This is a genomic window from Pseudogemmobacter lacusdianii (genome assembly GCF_030848395.1).
In the GTDB taxonomy this organism is placed as follows: Bacteria; Pseudomonadota; Alphaproteobacteria; order Rhodobacterales; family Rhodobacteraceae; genus Pseudogemmobacter; species Pseudogemmobacter lacusdianii.
This window is the reverse complement of sequence record NZ_JAVDBT010000012.1, coordinates 126,906-143,409: the sequence shown is the minus strand read 5'-3', so window position 1 is coordinate 143,409 and position 16,504 is coordinate 126,906. Positions and strand designations below refer to the sequence as shown.

The window sequence follows — 16,504 nt, the reverse complement described above, 5'->3', positions numbered from 1 at the left end:
CCGTCGTCGCCCTCGCCGCAACCGTCATCTTCTGGCTATGACACAAGAACGAGTCCTGACCCTAATGGCCTGTTTTCTTGCGGCTTTTCGGCAGTTCCCACCAGTTACCAGATATTCCCGCCTATATGCAGGTTCTTCTGTCACCGCACATTACTGGCGATTCCCGTCAGACGGGCCGAGTCGAGGGGGATTCTCACCCGCCGCATAAGTCTAGCGAAGCCGGCGCCAAGGCACCAGCCAGCCTTTGGTGAGTCGCTTAAGAATCTGGATTCGCTTGGCTCTTTAGAGGCAGGTCACGCTGCGCCGGTGCAGATGTGAGCGGCCAGAGATCACTCGCCGCCGTTGGTGGCGCGGTCGTTCTGCCGGGCCTTACGATCGCCCTTTTCACGGTTAACGCCGCCAGCATTCGGCTCAGTATTGCCGCGAATCGTATTGGCGTGTTTCTCAGCGGCCAGATCCATCTTACGCTTTTGCGCCTCGGCCTCGACGCGGAAGCCGTCTTTCGGTGCGTTTTGACCAGGATGCGGGGGGTGGTTCGGCTTGTCTGCGGACATATGCGGTCCTCCTTTCAAGAAAGAACCCATCGGCGCAGACAATGTTCCGGAGAAAACACCCCTGCGCCTTGGGGGACGCAGGGGGAAGCACAGGCTGAGCCTTAGGGGACGTTGCGGCTCAGCAGGGGAAGGGGGGACGCCTTGGCCCCATGTGGTGACCTTCGCCGCCGAAGGTCACAGCAAAATGACAGAGGCGCGGCCCCTGCGAGCCGCGCCTTTTTGCTAGATTTTGAGCGCATTTAGCGCGAGCGGATCATCCCGACGATGTCCTTGGTCTCATCGATGACCGGGCGCGCAATCGCATCCGCGCGATCAGCGCCTTTGCCAAGGATGCGGTCAATCTCGGCCGGATCTTTCATCAGCCGGTTCATCTCGGTCGTGATCGGCGAAAGCTTGGCCACGGCGAGATCGGCGAGCTTGGGCTTAAAGGTGCCAAACTGCGCCCCGGCAAACTCGGTCACCACTTGATCGACGCTGAGCCCGGAAAGCCCGGCATAGATGTTGATCAGATTGCGTGCATCGGGGCGGTCTTTCAGTCCTTCGGCGCTCTCGGGCAGCGGCTCAGAATCCGTCTTGGCGCGGCGGATCTTCTTGGCAATCGCATCGGCATCATCGGTGAGGTTGATGCGGCTGTTGTCCGAAGGGTCCGACTTCGACATCTTCTTGGTGCCATCGGTCAGGCTCATCACCCGAGTGCCCGCGCCCTCGATCACCGGCTCGGTGATCGGGAAGAAGGTGCGGCCGTAGTCATGATTGAACTTGGCGGCAATGTCGCGCGCCAGTTCCAGATGCTGCTTTTGGTCTTCGCCGACCGGCACATGGGTGGCTTTATAAAGCAGAATATCCGCCGCCATCAGCGAAGGGTAAGCCAAGAGACCCAAAGAGGAATTCTCGGCATTCTTGCCAGCGGTTTTGTCCTTGAACTGGGTCATCCGATACATCCAGCCGATGCGGGCGACACAGTTGAAGATCCAAGCAAGCTCGGCATGGCCGGTGACTTGGCTTTGGTTGAACAGGATCGAACGGTCGGGGTCGATGCCAGCGGCGATAAAGGCGGCTGCCGCCTCACGGGTCTGCTGACGCAGCCGCTCGGGGTCTTGCCAGACGGTGATCGCATGCAGGTCCACGAGACAGTAAATCGTCTCGATCCCCTCGTCCTGTTTCTCAACGAAGCGCTTCAGCGCCCCTAGATAATTGCCCAGCGTCAAACCGCCCGAGGGTTGGATGCCCGAGAAGATGCGCTGTGGGAAGGTCGTGGCCATTAGGGACTCCGGCTGGAAATCGACACCTGTCTCGCGTAATCCATGGGTCAAGGGGCGTCAACGGCCCCGCGCCGGTAACCTTGGCGCATCTGCCGATGGGAGAGACTATGGACCGCGACTTGAACGCCCCGCCGCTGAACCCTTTGCCTTGGATCGTCTGGGCGCTGGCCTTGCCGATCATTGCGGTCGAAGTGGTGGTGCAACTGGGCGCGATGGGCTTTGCCGGTGGCCCGGATGCCATTGGCTGGCGGCTGCGGGCGATGGAATATTTCGCCTTCGCACCCGATTTCCTGCGCCGCTCGCTGATGACCGGTGACTGGCCGCTGCAAGTGATCTGGCGGCAGGTGTCTTATATTCTGGTGCAACGGGACATCACCTCGACGCTCTTCGTCGTCGTCTTCCTTCTGGCTTTGGGCAAGATGGTGGGTGAGATCTTCCGCTGGTGGGCGGTGGCGCTGATCTTCCTTGCCTCGGCGGCAATGGGGGCCTTAATCTACACTTTGGTGATGCCCACCAATCAGATCCCCCTGATCGGAGGTTTCCCAGCGGCCTATGGTTTGATCGGGGCGTTCACCTTCATCATGTGGGTGCGCCACAGCGCCTCGGGCAGCAACCAATGGCGCGCCTTTAGTATGATCGGCGTGCTGATGGGGGTGCAGATCTTCTTCGGCGCAATCTATGGCGGGGTGACTTGGGTGGCCGAGTTGGGCGGTTTTGTCACCGGCTTTGCGCTGTCCTTCCTTGTTGCGCCCGGCGGGCCGCGCCAGCTGATGCAGCATCTGCGCCGCCGCTAAATCCCTTAGCGCCCCGCCCTATTTTCTGCCCCGGCGAAGCGAGGCTTTCAGCTCTGCCATGCTCATCGCGCCAATCGCGGCGGCACTGCCGAAATAGGTCACGATCCCGGCCAGCACGATGACCCCGAGTGCCGCCGTGCGCGGGCCGGGCGTCGCCAGCTGGGGGGCGAGCCAAGTGGAAAGCCCCCAAAGCACCACGCCCATCAAAGCCGATGCGACCACGATCCGCGGCACGCGCTGCACAAAACGCGCATCAAACCGGGCCGCGGCGCCCATAGCGCGGGTGCCGCGCCACAGCTGCCAGACCATCACCCAAGCCGAGGCCGTGGTGGCGATGGCCGCCGCCAAGAAGCCGACAAATGGCATCAGCGCGAGCGCGATGACAAGGTTCACCACCATCGACCAGACCGCAAAACGGAACGGGCTGCGGGTGTCTTCGCGCGCATAATACAGCGGTTGCAGCACCTTTTGCAGCACGAAGGCGGGCAGGCCGATGCCGTACACCGCCAAAGCCTGCGCGGTATAGATCGCGGCTTGCGGGCCGAAAGCGCCCCTCTCATAGACCACCGTGATGATCGGCCAAGCGATCACCACCAGCGCCACGGCGGCGGGCAGGGTCAAAAGCAGCGCAAATTCGGTGCCCCGGTTGTAAGCATCGCGCGAGCCTTGGTCATCGGCGGCGCGCAGACGCCGCGACAGCTCGGGCAGAAGCACGATGCCGATGGCGATGCCCACCACGCCCAAGGGCAGTTGGTAAAGCCGGTCGGCATTATAGAGCCAAGCCATAGCCCCATCGGTGGCCGAGGCAACCTGCCGCCCGACGATCAAGTTGATCTGCACCACGCCGCCCGCCAGCACCGCCGGGGCCGCAATCACCGCCAGACGCCGCAACTCGGGCGTCAGGCGCGGCATGCGGAAGGGGAGCCGGAAGCCCAAACGGCGCACCGCGATCCACGTCACCAAAAGCTGCAACACGCCCGAGATCGAGACCGCCCAAGCTTGGGTATAGGCCATATCCCAGCCAAAGCGATCCGCCAGCAGCATCCCCGCAATCAGCGACAGCGACAAAAGCACCGTCACAGCCGAGGTCACCACAAACCGCCCCATCGCATTGAGCATCCCCGACAAAAGCGCGGTCAGCGAGATGAAGAGGATATAGGGAAAGGCGATCCGCCCCATGGTCACGGCCAGATCAAACCGCTCATCTCCGACAAAGCCCGAGGCCATCGCCAAGACCAGCACCGGCATGGCGATGATGGCCAGCAGCGAGAACACCGTCAGCAGCGCCGCCATCCCCCAATAGGCATCGCGGGCAAAGCCCTCGGCATCCTCTTTCGCCTCGGATTTCTTGGCAAACATCGGCACGAAGGCGAAGTTGAAAGCGCCCTCGGCAAAGAAGCGGCGGAACATATTGGGCAGCGATTGCGCGACGATAAAGGCCTCGGCCACCGGGCCATCGCCAAGGAAACGCGCCATCAGAATGTCGCGCACCAGCCCGGCAATGCGGCTGATCAGGGTCCAAAAGCCCACCGTCAGGAAGCCCGAGATCAAGCGCATGGGTTTCATCGTCAAAGGCCTTTCGCGGCGCGCGCATTCGAAAATCGCAACAGGGGAAGCGTCTTGGCAGCGATAGCACATTTTCCCGCGCCAAGAGCAAGTCCCAGAGCCTGCCTCAGCGCGGGGAGGGGGCTAGCCCTGCGCCCGCTCGGCACCTTCGGCAATGGCAGCGCGCAGCTTTTTCTCCAAAGCCTCTTGCTTGGACTTTTGGTGCAGCTTCAGTCCGAACATGTCTTTGACATAGAACGTGTCCACCACCTGCGCGCCATAGGTCGCGATCACCGCCGAGACGATCGAGATATGGTTGTTCGCAAAAGTCCGGGTCAGGTCATAAAGCAGCCCCGGCCGGTCGCGGGTGTCGACCTCGATGATCGTGTAGATCTCCGAGCCTTCATTGTCGAAGGTGATATGGGTCGGGAAGCGGAACTCACGCTCGCGCTTTTTCACCTTATCGCGGTCCTTCAAAGCCTCACGCGGGACGACTTCGCCCTTTAGCGTGCGGTCAATCATCTGCCGCAAGCGCGGCAGGCGCGAGACCTCATAGGGTTTGCCCTCGGCATCCTGCACCCAGAAAACCGGCGTCGCATAGCCGTCTTTCGACGTATAGGTGCGGGCATCGACCACGTTGGCGCCAACCAAAGCCAAGGCCCCGGCCAAGCGGCTGAAGATCCCCGGATGATCGACCAAGGCAAAGCAAGCGCGGGTGGCGTCGCGGTCAGGATCGGGGTGCAGATCGATGCGGATCTCACCATCGGACAGATCGCGCAGAAGGGTTGCAAAGACCGCCTGCGTCTCGGTCATCAAGCCTTGCCAATAGGGCGCATAATGGCGGCCAAGCTCTGCCCGGATGTCCTTGGCCTCCCAGCCGGTCAAAGCCTCACGCAAGGCGCGCTTGGCCTCATCCTCGCGGTTGGCGCGGTTGACGCGCTCAAGCCCGCCCTCAAGCGCTGTCGCGGTTTCCTTGTGCAACTGGCGCAAGAGCATCGCCTTCCAGTTGTTCCAAGTGCCCGGCCCGACGCCGCGAATGTCGCAGACCGTCAGCACGGTCAAAAGGTCCAGCCTTTTGCGAGTTTTTACCGCTTTGGCAAAGTCGCGCACCGTGCGCGGATCGCCGATGTCGCGCTTTTGCGCGGTGTCGGACATCAGCAGGTGATAGCGCACCAGCCATTCGACCGTCTCGCATTCCTCTTCATTCAGCCCCAGCCGCGGGCAGATCCGCCGCGCGATCAGCGCGCCAAGGATCGAGTGATCTTCGGGCCGACCCTTGCCAATGTCATGCAGAAGAAGGGCGACATAAAGGACCTTCCGGCTGATCCCCTCTTTCAAGATCGAGGAGGAGAGCGGCAGGTCCTCGACCAGCTCGCCGCGCTCGATCTGGGCCAGAATGCTGATGGTCTGGATGGTGTGCTCGTCCACCGTATAGTGGTGGTAGACGTTGAACTGCATCATCGCCACGATCGGCTCAAACTCGGGGATGAAGGCCGAGAGCACGCCCAGTTCGTTCATCCGCCGCAGGGGGCGTTCGGGGTTGCCATGCTTTAAAAGCATATCCAGGAAGATCCGCGCTGCTTCCGGGTCTTCGCGCATGCCATCGTCAATAAGATGCAGGTTCGCGGCCACGATCCGCATCACATTGGGGTGGATCAGATAGCCGGTGCGCAGGCCTTCCTCGAAAAGCCGCAACAGGTTCAATTTGTCGGAAAGGAAGGCTTGCGGGTCTTTCACATCCAAGCGGCCCTGCACCAGCTTATAGCCCGGCTTCACCCTTTTGCTGCGCTTGAAGATACCAAAGAGGCTGGCCTCACGCTTGGCGTGGCGGGCTTCCAACTCGGTGAGGAAGACGCGAGTCAGCTCGCCCACGCGGGTGGCGTGGCGGAAGTAGTCTTGCATGAAGACCTCAACCGCGCGGCGGCCGCCTTGGTCCTTATAACCCATGCGCGCCGCCACCTCGACTTGCAGATCGAAGGTCAGCTGGTCGGTGGCACGTTTGGTGATGTGATGCATATGGCAGCGCGCGGCCCAGAGGAAATCCTCGGCGCGGTGGAAGGCCTCATATTCATCGCGGGTGAACAGCCCGGCATCGACCAGCCCCGCCGCACGCGGCACCCGGTGCAGGTATTTGCCAATCCAGTATAGCGTTTGCAGGTCGCGCAAACCGCCTTTGCCTTCCTTGATATTCGGCTCAAGCAGGTAACGCTGCCCGCCCTGGCGCTTGTGGCGCGCGGCACGTTCCGCGAGTTTGGCCTCAATGAACTCCGGCCCGGTTTTGCTGAACAGCTCGGTCCAAAGCCGCTCGGCCAGTTCATTGGCCAAGGGCTTGTCGCCCGCCACATAGCGATGCTCCAAAAGCGCGGTGCGGATGGTGATGTCGTCGCGCCCAAGCCGGATGCAATCGGCAATGGTGCGCGACGAATGCCCGACCTTCAGCTTCAGATCCCACAGAAGATAAAGCATCGTCTCGATCAGAGATTCCGCCCAAGGCGTGATCTTCCAAGGCGTGACGAAGAGGAGATCCACATCGGAATGCGGCGCCATTTCGGCCCGACCATAGCCGCCGACCGCGAGAACGGCGATGCGCTCAGCCTCGGTCGGGTTGGGCAGGGGGTGCAAGCTCTGCGCCACGGCAAAGGCCGCCATCACCAGACCATCGGTCAGATGCGCCTGCGACAGCACGAAATGCCGCGCATGGCGTGGGTCATTGGCAAAAGCGGCTTCCAGCACCGCATTGCCTTGGGCTTTGGCGGCGCTGAGATGCTTTGTTGCCAAAGCGCGGGCCGTCAAAGCGTCACTGCCCGCAGGCCGCTCGGCCAAGATCGACGAGCTCAGCGAAAGCGGGTCGATAATGTCAGCGGGGGGCAGCAAAAGCGGCCCCCCGGACAATGGACCTGCAGGAAGGGCGGGCCGATCAGAGGCCGGCGCCGGAGAAGCTACGCGGTGCGGGGTCAATCACAAAGACCTGGTTGTTGCGGATTTCAGCGACCGCCAGGCCGCGCTCATTGCTGCCATCCCCGCGGAAGCGGAAGATGCCGGTGACGCCGACGAAGCCCGCGCCTTGCGTCAGGCCCGAGGCGCCAAGCCCCTTGCCAGATTTCGCCAAAGCGCCAATGGCGGCGATGCCGTCATAGGCAAGGCCCGCGACCGGCAAAGGCTGCTCGCCATAAGCGGCGGTGTAGCGGTTTTGGAACTGTGCTTGCAGATTGGGATCGGGCAAAGCGAACCAGCCCCCCTGCACGCCGGGCAAAGACAGCGTGGCATGGGGAATATCCCAACGCGTCAGGCCCAAGAATTTGGTGGTGGAACGGTCAAGCCCACTGTTGACCAAGGATTGCGTCAAAAGCGGCAAAGCGCCTGCCGTGTCGGCGGTCATGAAAAGTGCCGAGGCACCTGCAGATTTCGCGGTCGACACGATCGTCGGCGCGGCCGCTGCGACCCCGCTTTGCGAGAATTCATAGCCCTGCACCGCCACAACCGTGCCACCCGCCGCTGCAACGCCGCGCTGGATGGCGGCTTTGCCAACCTCACCGGCGGTGTTTTGATCATGCACGATCATCACGCGATTTTTGCCACTGCGCACGGCGAAACTCGCCAGCCGCGAGGCGGTGTTTTGGAAGGTCGGCCCCAGAACATAGACATTGCCGCCCGCGATATCGGTGTTGTTCGAGAAGGCGAGGACCGAAATCCCACGCGGTGCGGCAGCGACGCCGACCGCATTGGCCTCTTGCGCAAAGACCGGGCCAAGGATCACCATCGCGCCCTCATCCATCGCTTTGGTGGCCATCGCGCGGGCACTATCGGGCGTGCCGCCGGTCTGATAGACGCGCAAATCAATGGTGACGCCGGAAAGGTCCGCCATCGCCAAACGCGCTGCATTCTCCAACTGGCGAGCCATTGCAAGATCGGTGGCTTGGCCTGAACCGCCTGGAACCAGCAGGGCCACCTGAACCGGCTCACCTCGGCCGGGATTGGGGCCACCCGATGGGCCTGCAGAGACGCAAGCCGAGAGCGCGAGGGCGGAAAGAGTAAGTGCAGCCGGCGCCAGTCGGCGGGTGAGAACAAGCTGGATCAAGGACTTGCAGCCCTTGCGGAATGCGGACAACATGAAATTACCTTGTATCTGGAGAGGCTCAGTGACGATTGGCAGGTTAGAGGGTTCCACCTCCCGTGTAAACGCGGCCCGCGCGCTTTGCCGGAGGATGGCATGAGCCGCGCCCCCATGGGTGGCGGCGCAGGCGGTATTCCGCCGGGCCTGCATCTGGTTGCCGTGCCGATTGGCGCGGCGCGCGACATCACTTTGCGGGCGCTGGACCTTCTGGCCGGGGCCGATGTGCTGGCCGCCGAAGACACCCGCACCCTGCGCCATCTGATGGAAATCCACGGCGTGGCGCTGAACGGTCGCCCGCTGGTGGCCTATCACGACCATAATGAGGCCGAGGCTTTGCCGCGTCTGATGGGCTTTTTGCGCGCCGGAAAGTCGGTGGCCTATGCGCCCGAGGCGGGCACGCCCTTGGTCTCGGATCCGGGCTATGGTCTGGCGCGGGCGGCTGCGGCCGAAGGCCTGCCCGTTGTGGCTGCACCCGGCGCCTCGGCGGTGCTGACGGCGCTGGCGGTCTCAGGCCTGCCTTCGGACCGGTTCCTCTTTGCAGGCTTTCCACCCTCGGGCGCCGGCGATCGTACCCGGTTTATCGCGGAGCTGGCGCCCTTGCGGGCCACTTTGATCCTTTACGAATCGCCCCGCCGACTGGGGCGCTTGCTGGTGGAACTCGCCGCCGGTCTTGGCCCCGAGCGCCAAGCCGCCGTCTGCCGCGAACTGACCAAACGCTTCGAAGAAGTGACCCGCGGCAGTCTGTCGGAACTGGCCGAGATTTATGCTGCAGCTGATCCCAAAGGCGAAATCGTCCTGGTTATCGATCGTGGCGCAGAGATTCAGGCCGATGAGGCGACCTTGGAAGATATGCTGCGTGCCGCGATGACAACGCTTAGCGTGAAGGATGCCGCCGCAGAGGTCGCGGCAAAAACCGGCAGCAGTAAACGAAGCCTTTACCAAATGGCGCTAAACCTGACCAAGAGTTGAAAGCCCCGTGCTACCTTTGCGTCAAATGAGGTGACAGATGCCCTTTGACTTTGGTTTTGGTCTCGACAGTGTAACGCCGCGCCAGCACCGTGGGCGAATGGCTCAACTGTCTGGCCTCGCGGCTGAAGATGTCGTTTTGCGCAGTTACGAAGCCCAAGGGTATCACTTGGTCGCGCGCCGCAAGCGTGGCCCTGTGGCCGAAATCGATCTTCTCTTGCGTCAAGGCGCGCAGCTTATCGCGGTTGAGGTTAAATCCAGCCGCACCCATGATGCCGCAATGGCACTGGCCCGTCCGGGCCAATTGCACCGCGTGGCAATGGCGTGCGAGGGCTGCATGTATGACATGGCCGCAGATGGGATTTCCGACATGCGACTTGATCTGGCGCTTGTTGATGGGCAGGGCCGGGTCGAAGTGATGCAATCCGTGCTTTACTACTAAGGCTCTGCCTCGGTTTCACGCGCAGGGGGTTTGCATCCCCCGCTGCCATAGGTCATCAAAGGGCATCTTGTGATGGAGATGTCGATGGCCCTGAAGGTCGCCTTGCAGATGGACCCGATTGGGTCGGTCAATATTCACGCCGATTCCACCTTCCGCATCGGGCTCGAAGCTCAGGCGCGGGGGCATGCGCTGTTTTTCTACATGCCAGACAAGCTTGCCTTCATCGAAGGTCGGGTGATCGCCCGCGGTCACTGGATCGAATTGCGCAATGAATTGGGCAATCACGTCTCCTACGGCCCCGAGGTTGAGCTCGATTTGGCCGATCTTGACGTGGTTTGGCTGCGGCAAGATCCGCCCTTTGACATGGGCTACATCACCAATACGCATTTGCTAGACATGGTTCATCCCAAGACCTTGGTGGTGAATGATCCGTTCTGGGTGCGCAATTATCCCGAAAAGCTCTTGGTGCTGAACTTCCCCGAGCTGACCCCGCCCACCGCCATCGCCCGCGATCTGACCACGATTCGCGCCTTTAAAGCCAAGCATGGCGACATCATTCTGAAGCCTTTGTATGGCAACGGTGGTGCGGGCGTCTTCCGGCTCGATGCCAATGACCGCAACCTGTCCTCGCTGCATGAACTCTTCACCGGCATCAACCGCGAGCCTTTGATCGTGCAAAAGTTCCTGCCCGCCGTCGCCAAGGGCGACAAGCGGGTGATCTTGGTGAATGGTGAGCCGGTGGGGGCGATCAACCGGGTCCCGCAAGCTGGGGAAACGCGTTCAAACATGCATGTGGGGGGGCGGCCTGAGAAGGTCGGTCTGACCGAGCGCGATCTTGAAATTTGCCGCGTCATCGGCCCGACTTTGCGCGAAAAGGGGCAGATCTTTGTGGGCATCGATGTGATTGGCGATTGGCTGACCGAGATCAACGTGACCTCGCCCACCGGCATTCAAGAGCTGGAGCGGTTTGACGGGATCAATACCGCCGCCAAAATCTGGGAAGTGATCGAAGCCAAGCGCGGGGGGTGACGCGCTGGCCTTCACCCCGGCTTCCCCGTCAGCCGATAGCTGATCGCCTCGGCGATATGCGGCTGGCGGACCTGCGGCGATTCGTCGAGATCGGCGATGGTGCGCGCGACCCGCAACACCCGGTGATAGGCGCGGGCCGAAAGGCCCATTCGCTCGGCCACCTTCAAAAGCAAAGCCTTGCCCTCGGCATCAGGACTGGCGGTTTCCTCTAAAATCGCGCCCTCCATATCCGCATTGACCCGCAGATTTGGCTTTTGCGCGAAGCGCTGGTCTTGTCGTGCGCGGGCCTGCGCCACCCGCGCCGCCACCACAGTCGAGCTTTCACCCGAGGCCGGCAGGTCCAGATCGGTGAAGGCGACCGGCGGCACCTCGACCCGCAGATCAATCCGGTCCATCAGCGGGCCCGAGATCCGGCCAAGATAGTCATCGCCGCACAGCGGGGCCTTGCCGCAGGCGCGGGCCGGATCGGTCAGATAGCCGCAGCGGCAGGGATTGGCGGCTGCGACCAGCAAAAATCGGCAAGGATAGCGGACATGGGCATTGGCGCGGGCGACGACAACCTCGCCGGTCTCCATCGGCTGGCGCAGGGTTTCCAGCACCGCACGCGGAAATTCGGGCAACTCATCCAAGAAGAGCACGCCGTTATGCGCCAGCGAAATCTCCCCCGGCTTGGCCCCCTTGCCGCCGCCCACCACTGCCGCGATTGAGGCGGTGTGGTGCGGTTCTCGGAACGGGCGACTGCGCGAAATCCCCCCTTCGCTCAGCAGCCCGGCCAACGAGTGGATCATTGAGGTCTCTAGCGCTTCACTGGCGCTTAACGGGGGCATGATGCTCGCTAACCGTGCCGCAAGCATAGATTTTCCTGAGCCGGGCGGACCCAGCATCAAAAGATGATGCCGCCCGGCAGCGGCGATTTCTAGCGCCCGCTTGGCGCGCTCTTGGCCCTTCACCTCGCGCAGGTCACGCCCCGAAGGGGGCATTGTCACTGCGCCAGCTTGGGCGGCAGGCAGAGCCGCTTGGCCGGTGAAGTGCCGCACCACGGCGTTCAAATTCTCGACGCCTAGAACCTGCGTGGCCCCCACCCAAGCCGCCTCGGCCCCACAGGCGCGCGGGCATAATAGCGCGCGATCGCCCTCGGCCGCGGCTATCGCCGCCGGCAAAGCGCCCAGCACCGGCATCACCCGTCCATCCAGCGACAGCTCTCCCAGCGCAACGTGATGCTCAAGCTCATCGCGGGGGATGATCTCCAGCTCCGCCAACAGCGCCAGGGCGATCGGCAGGTCGAAATGCGAGCCCTCTTTCGGCAGATCAGCGGGCGAGAGATGCACGGTAATGCGCTTTTGCGGCAAAGCGATGGACAAAGCGGCCAGCGCCGAGCGGACCCGCTCGCGCGCCTCGGAGACGGCTTTATCGGGCAGGCCGACCAGTGAAAAGCTGGGCGTCCCTGGGGTCATGGCGCATTGGACTTCGACCAGACGCGCGTCAACGCCCTCAAAAGCCACAGTATAGGCGCGCGCGACCATGCTCCGGCTTTCTGCTTAAAGTTGGTTAAAAAAGGGCTTCGCCTTTGGGGTAGCGGAGGAATGGTTAAGAAAAGGTAAGCAAAGACGCGCTCCGCAGAGCGGACCGGTCAATATGCGCCATGAATGGGGGGCGAGCACGGCGCTTATGTTGGGGGCTGGGGCAAAGCGATGGGCCTCGCTCGGCCGGTTACCTTTCCGTCAGCCCAATCGCCGGGCTGCTCAAGGTTAGGACCTCGCACGACCAAGCCGGTGATGGGCGTTCAGGGAAGGTAATTGATTTCAAAGGTTTGAGCAGGAGTAAGGCTCAGGCTTGTCACCGAAAGATTGTCGATCCTTTGCGCGAAAGCCTCTTCGGTCGAGATCCCAAGTGCGGTCTGCAAAGCGCAGAGGATCGGGCCGAAATGGGCGACGACGATGATATCGGGAGCAAGGCCTTGCAGGCGCTTAAGTGCGGTCACACTGCGGGCCAATAGCCTGTTCCAGCTTTCGCCGCCGGGCGGGCGGACATCGCCGGGATGCTCCCAAAAGGCGTTGATAAGCTCGGGCGTCTCAGCCTCAATTTCGGCGAATGAACGGGTTTCCCAAGCTCCGAAATGCATCTCGCGCAGATCGGGGTCATGCGGCAAGCGGACGCGGCCGAGGAAATCGGCGGTGGCCACGGCGCGCGACAGATCGGATGAGATCACCGGCGCCTTTTCGGGCAAGTACTGGTGCAGCCGCTGCAAAGCAGCACTGTCGGAAAGATCGGCCGGCAGATCAGTCCAGCCAATCATGCATTTGGCATGGGTCGGCGCGTGGCGCACCAGCCAAAACCGGGTCACGGAAGGTGACCTTTCAGAGCCAAAGGCAGGCCCGCAAAGACCGCCACTGCCAGATCGGCCGCCGCCGCCACGCGCTGGTTCAGCCGCCCCTGCTCATCCCGGAAACGCCGCGACAAAGCATCCAGCGGCACGATGCCCGAGCCGACCTCATTGGTCACGCAAATGACCCGTGCGGGGCATGCCGTCAAAGCCTCAATCAAACGCGCAGATTCTGTTGTAAGTTCATGATCTGCCAGCAAATGATTGGTCAGCCACAGCGTGAGGCAATCGACCAAAACCACCTCATCGGGCTGCGCTTGTGCCAAGGCGAAGCCCAAATCCAACGGCGCCTCAACCGTTACCCAATCCGTGCCGCGCTGGGCTTGGTGCAGGGCAATCCGCTCCTCCATCTCGCCGTCAAAGGCCTGCGCGGTGGCAATATAGCGCCGTTTCAGCCCGCAGCCCTTGGCCAAAACCTCGGCATAAGTGGATTTTCCCGAACGCGCGCCGCCGGTGATGAGGGTCAGATGCGGCAAGATCAGCGGGGCAGGGGGCACAGGCAACCTCATCGGCGAAACTGGCTTTGTATAGCCCTGCCGCGCGCTGCCGCGAAGGTCCAAAAGCGGCCAGCACGCGGGATTTCCCGCCTGCAAGCCGTTGAGTTTGCCCGGCCCTCGCCCTAACCTACACCGAAAGTGAGGTGCGCAATGCTGGCCGGGAAACGGGTGCTTTTGATCATCGGCGGCGGGATCGCGGCCTATAAAAGCTTGGATCTGATCCGCCGCTTGCGCGAGCGTGGGGTGAAGGTCCGCGCGGTGATGACAGCCGGCGCGCAGGAGTTCATCACGCCGCTCGCGGTCGGGGCTTTGACCGCGGATCATGTTTTCACCGATCTTTTCGACCGTCAGGACGAGCAGGATGTCGGCCATATCCGTCTGGCCCGTGACACCGATCTCGTGCTGATCGCCCCTGCCACCGCCGACCGGATGGCGCAAATGGCGCAGGGTCTTGCGGGCGATCTGGCCGGTGCGGTGCTTTTGGCCACCAAAGCGCCGGTCCTTTTGGCTCCGGCGATGAACCCCGCGATGTGGGCGCATGCCGCGACGCGGCGCAACCATGCCACTTTGCAAGGCGATGGGCTGCATTTCATCGGCCCCAATCGTGGAGAAATGGCCGAACGCGGTGAGGCTGGTGAGGGCCGTATGGCCGAACCTTTAGAGATTGTCGCCGCGGTTGAGGCGCTCTTTTCCGCAGGCCCTTTGCAGGGCAAACATGTGCTTGTCACCTCGGGTCCCACCCATGAACCCATTGATCCGGTTCGCTATATCGCCAACCGTTCCTCGGGTGCGCAAGGCACGGCCGTCGCTGCTGCTTTGCGTGATCTGGGCGCACGGGTCAGTTTTGTCACTGGCCCCGCCACAGTCCCGCCCCCATCGGGCGTTACGGTCATTCGGGTTGAGACTGCGCGTGAGATGCTGGCGGCGGTTGAGGCCGCTTTGCCCGCAGATGCTGCCGTCATGGCCGCCGCCGTCGCCGATTGGCGGGTGGAAAACGCGGGCGCGCAGAAGATGAAGAAAGACGGCTCGGGCCGCGCCCCGGCGCTGAACTTTGCCGAAAACCCCGATATTCTTGCAACGGTTTCCAAATCTGCCAACCGCCCGCAATTGGTGGTGGGCTTTGCCGCTGAAACCGAAACCGTGGTCGAACACGCCACGGCCAAACGGCTCCGCAAGGGCTGCGACTGGATCGTCGCCAATGATGTCTCGCCCGCCACCGGCATCATGGGCGGCAGCGAAAACGCGGTCACTTTGATCTCGGAGACCGGTGCCGAGGCATGGCCGCGCATGGGCAAGGATGAGGTGGCGCGCCGCTTGGCCGCCCGGATCGCGGAGGTGTTGTCATGAGTATTTCGGTTGCCATTCTGCGCGAGGATTGGGCCGATCCCGAACTGCCCTTGCCGATTTACCAAACCGCTGGCGCGGCGGGGGCCGATATTTGCGCCAATTTTCCGCCCGAGAGCCGCGCGGAAGGGCTGACCCTGCAACCGATGCAGCGCGCGATCTGCCCCACGGGCCTGCGCGTCGCGATCCCGGCAGGGTTTGAGATGCAGATCCGTCCGCGCTCGGGTCTGGCGACGAAACATGGGATTTCATTGCCAAATACGCCGGGCACCATCGACAGCGATTATCGCGGCCCCTTGGGCGTGGCGCTCATTAACCTTGGGCCTGAACCTTACACGATCCGGCACGGCGACCGGGTCGCCCAAGCCGTGGTGGCCCCTGTGGTGCAAGCAAGCTTCGTGGTGGTCGAGGCGCTCGACAGCACCGATCGCGGCGAAGGCGGCTTCGGCTCCACCGGATTTGGCGCGGTGAGTTTTGGCTTGGGCTTGAGATGATCGGACTTTTCGGCTTTGCGGCGATCTGGGGCTTTGGCCTTTGGCGCGGCGCAAAGCGGCTGGCGCTTTGGACCATCTCGGCGCTCTGGCTGGGGCTCATCCTTCTGGTCCACTCCCCCCGCTTCGGTGCTGAAGGGCCAGCGCGCATCCTTGGCGGAGAGTTCCAAGCTTGGCTGGTCTTGGGCCTTTTGGGGCTTGGCATCTTTCTATACGCGAGCTTCTTTCAGGCCGTGAAAGCGCGGATCAAACGGCCCGAGCCGGTGCCGCAAACCGCAGGCTTTTCTGATGCAGAACTGAACCGCTACACCCGCCATATCCTTCTGCGCGAGATTGGCGGGCCGGGGCAAAAGCGGCTGAAAGAGGCGCGGGTTTTGGTGGTGGGGGCAGGGGGGCTTGGCTCGCCAGCGCTCCTTTATTTGGCCGCCAGCGGCGTTGGCACCATCGGCGTCATCGATGCAGATGTGGTTGAGGCCTCGAACCTGCAGCGCCAAGTCATCCACCGCGATGCGGGCATCGGCATGCCCAAGGTTTTCTCGGCTGAAGCGGCGATGAAGGCGCTGAACCCCTTTATCGCCCTGCGCCCCTATCACCGTGAGATCACCGCCGAGAATGCCGGTGATCTCTTGGAAGATTACGATCTTGTGCTGGATGGCACCGATAATTTCGACACGCGCGATCTGGTGAACATCGCTTGCGTCAATGCGGGCAAGCCATTGATTTCAGGCGCGATTACCCAATGGGAGGGGCAACTTTCCATCTGGGATCCGGCGCGCGGCGCCCCTTGCGCGCATTGCATTTTCCCCAATCGTCCTGCGCCGGGCATGGTGCCAACCTGCGCCGAAGCCGGGGTTGCCTCGCCCTTGCCGGGGATCATTGGCACAATGATGGCGATGGAGGCGCTGAAGCTGATCACCGGCGCGGGTGAGCCCTTGCGCGGTCGCCTGATGATCCACGACGCGCTTTATGCCGAGACGCGTGTGATCGGCCTCAAGCGCCGCGGCGATTGCGCAATCTGTGGCACAGCGCCGCCTGCCTCGCACAAGCCATAAGAAAAGGGGCAGCCGAAGCCGCCCCTTTCTT

General features: G+C 62.5%; 15 protein-coding genes. 7 read left to right on the top strand and 8 right to left on the bottom strand.

Annotation, left to right across the window (positions count from 1 at the left end):
• Nucleotides 1-329 precede the first annotated feature (329 nt).
• A complete protein-coding gene (locus Q9295_RS13370) occupies nt 330-554 on the bottom strand; it encodes a hypothetical protein (protein ID WP_306681064.1) in 225 nt (74 codons plus the stop codon).
• A 239-nt stretch (nt 555-793) separates the two neighbouring features.
• Nucleotides 794-1,816, bottom strand: coding sequence for a tryptophan--tRNA ligase (gene trpS, locus Q9295_RS13365; RefSeq protein WP_306681063.1), 1,023 nt, complete (start codon nt 1,814-1,816; stop codon nt 794-796).
• 107 nt (nt 1,817-1,923) lie between these two features.
• Here trpS and Q9295_RS13360 point away from each other — a divergent pair, with 107 nt between their 5' ends.
• Nucleotides 1,924-2,610 carry a rhomboid family intramembrane serine protease gene (locus Q9295_RS13360; protein ID WP_306681062.1) on the top strand — a complete coding sequence of 229 codons (687 nt, stop codon included), beginning with the start codon at nt 1,924-1,926 and terminating at the stop codon, nt 2,608-2,610.
• A gap of 18 nt (nt 2,611-2,628) precedes the next feature.
• On the opposite strand, the gene murJ is transcribed toward Q9295_RS13360, so the two are convergent.
• From murJ to Q9295_RS13345, 3 genes are all read right to left on the bottom strand, one after another.
• Nucleotides 2,629-4,176: a murein biosynthesis integral membrane protein MurJ gene (gene murJ, locus Q9295_RS13355; protein WP_306681061.1), complete on the bottom strand. Its 1,548-nt coding sequence runs from the start codon at nt 4,174-4,176 to the stop codon at nt 2,629-2,631.
• A 123-nt stretch (nt 4,177-4,299) separates the two neighbouring features.
• Nucleotides 4,300-7,113: a [protein-PII] uridylyltransferase gene (locus Q9295_RS13350; RefSeq protein WP_306681060.1), complete on the bottom strand. Its 2,814-nt coding sequence runs from the start codon at nt 7,111-7,113 to the stop codon at nt 4,300-4,302.
• Nucleotides 7,073-8,266 (bottom strand): penicillin-binding protein activator, encoded by a 1,194-nt coding sequence (locus tag Q9295_RS13345; protein ID WP_306681059.1) that lies wholly within the window; start codon nt 8,264-8,266, stop codon nt 7,073-7,075. Before Q9295_RS13345 ends, Q9295_RS13350 begins: the two co-directional genes overlap by 41 nt.
• 99 nt (nt 8,267-8,365) lie before the next feature.
• Here Q9295_RS13345 and rsmI point away from each other — a divergent pair, with 99 nt between their 5' ends.
• From rsmI to gshB, 3 genes are all read left to right on the top strand, one after another.
• Nucleotides 8,366-9,238 (top strand): 16S rRNA (cytidine(1402)-2'-O)-methyltransferase, encoded by an 873-nt coding sequence (gene rsmI, locus Q9295_RS13340; protein WP_306681058.1) that lies wholly within the window; start codon nt 8,366-8,368, stop codon nt 9,236-9,238.
• Between the two features lie 37 nt (nt 9,239-9,275).
• Nucleotides 9,276-9,677, top strand: a complete 402-nt coding sequence (locus Q9295_RS13335) for a YraN family protein (RefSeq protein ID WP_306681057.1) — start codon at nt 9,276-9,278, stop codon at nt 9,675-9,677.
• Nucleotides 9,678-9,761: 84 nt separating this feature from the next.
• A complete protein-coding gene (gshB, locus tag Q9295_RS13330) occupies nt 9,762-10,706 on the top strand; it encodes a glutathione synthase (protein ID WP_306681056.1) in 945 nt (314 codons plus the stop codon).
• 11 nt (nt 10,707-10,717) lie between these two features.
• Here gshB and Q9295_RS13325 read toward each other — a convergent pair whose 3' ends face one another.
• From Q9295_RS13325 to cobU, 3 genes are all read right to left on the bottom strand, one after another.
• Complete coding sequence (locus tag Q9295_RS13325) at nt 10,718-12,229, bottom strand: YifB family Mg chelatase-like AAA ATPase (protein ID WP_306681055.1); 1,512 nt, start codon at nt 12,227-12,229, stop codon at nt 10,718-10,720.
• A gap of 260 nt (nt 12,230-12,489) precedes the next feature.
• Nucleotides 12,490-13,050, bottom strand: a complete 561-nt coding sequence (locus Q9295_RS13320; RefSeq protein WP_306681054.1) for a histidine phosphatase family protein — start codon at nt 13,048-13,050, stop codon at nt 12,490-12,492.
• Complete coding sequence (gene cobU, locus Q9295_RS13315; protein ID WP_306681053.1) at nt 13,047-13,586, bottom strand: bifunctional adenosylcobinamide kinase/adenosylcobinamide-phosphate guanylyltransferase; 540 nt, start codon at nt 13,584-13,586, stop codon at nt 13,047-13,049. The genes Q9295_RS13320 and cobU overlap by 4 nt, the downstream gene beginning before the upstream one ends.
• A gap of 150 nt (nt 13,587-13,736) precedes the next feature.
• On the opposite strand from cobU, the gene coaBC reads away from it, so the two are divergent.
• From coaBC to Q9295_RS13300, 3 genes are read left to right on the top strand one after another with little or no spacing between them, the layout of a single operon-like run.
• A complete protein-coding gene (gene coaBC, locus Q9295_RS13310) occupies nt 13,737-14,933 on the top strand; it encodes a bifunctional phosphopantothenoylcysteine decarboxylase/phosphopantothenate--cysteine ligase CoaBC (protein ID WP_306681052.1) in 1,197 nt (398 codons plus the stop codon).
• Nucleotides 14,930-15,424 carry a dUTP diphosphatase gene (dut, locus tag Q9295_RS13305; RefSeq protein WP_306681051.1) on the top strand — a complete coding sequence of 165 codons (495 nt, stop codon included), beginning with the start codon at nt 14,930-14,932 and terminating at the stop codon, nt 15,422-15,424. The genes coaBC and dut overlap by 4 nt, the downstream gene beginning before the upstream one ends.
• Complete coding sequence (locus Q9295_RS13300) at nt 15,421-16,473, top strand: HesA/MoeB/ThiF family protein (RefSeq protein WP_306681050.1); 1,053 nt, start codon at nt 15,421-15,423, stop codon at nt 16,471-16,473. The genes dut and Q9295_RS13300 overlap by 4 nt, the downstream gene beginning before the upstream one ends.
• The last annotated feature ends 31 nt before the right edge of the window (nt 16,474-16,504 follow it).

What these genes read in the sequence shown, in the direction of transcription:
- Q9295_RS13300 (WP_306681050.1), top strand. Translation starts at nt 15,421, where the DNA reads ATGATCGGACTTTTCGGCTTTGCGGCGATCTGGGGCTTTGGCCTTTGG.
- Q9295_RS13335 (WP_306681057.1), top strand. Translation starts at nt 9,276, where the DNA reads ATGCCCTTTGACTTTGGTTTTGGTCTCGACAGTGTAACGCCGCGCCAG.
- dut (WP_306681051.1), top strand. Translation starts at nt 14,930, where the DNA reads ATGAGTATTTCGGTTGCCATTCTGCGCGAGGATTGGGCCGATCCCGAA.
- trpS (WP_306681063.1), bottom strand. Translation starts at nt 1,816, where the DNA reads ATGGCCACGACCTTCCCACAGCGCATCTTCTCGGGCATCCAACCCTCG.
- Q9295_RS13370 (WP_306681064.1), bottom strand. Translation starts at nt 554, where the DNA reads ATGTCCGCAGACAAGCCGAACCACCCCCCGCATCCTGGTCAAAACGCA.
- Q9295_RS13360 (WP_306681062.1), top strand. Translation starts at nt 1,924, where the DNA reads ATGGACCGCGACTTGAACGCCCCGCCGCTGAACCCTTTGCCTTGGATC.
- gshB (WP_306681056.1), top strand. Translation starts at nt 9,762, where the DNA reads ATGGCCCTGAAGGTCGCCTTGCAGATGGACCCGATTGGGTCGGTCAAT.
- murJ (WP_306681061.1), bottom strand. Translation starts at nt 4,176, where the DNA reads ATGAAACCCATGCGCTTGATCTCGGGCTTCCTGACGGTGGGCTTTTGG.
- Q9295_RS13325 (WP_306681055.1), bottom strand. Translation starts at nt 12,229, where the DNA reads ATGGTCGCGCGCGCCTATACTGTGGCTTTTGAGGGCGTTGACGCGCGT.
- coaBC (WP_306681052.1), top strand. Translation starts at nt 13,737, where the DNA reads ATGCTGGCCGGGAAACGGGTGCTTTTGATCATCGGCGGCGGGATCGCG.
- rsmI (WP_306681058.1), top strand. Translation starts at nt 8,366, where the DNA reads ATGAGCCGCGCCCCCATGGGTGGCGGCGCAGGCGGTATTCCGCCGGGC.
- Q9295_RS13345 (WP_306681059.1), bottom strand. Translation starts at nt 8,266, where the DNA reads ATGTTGTCCGCATTCCGCAAGGGCTGCAAGTCCTTGATCCAGCTTGTT.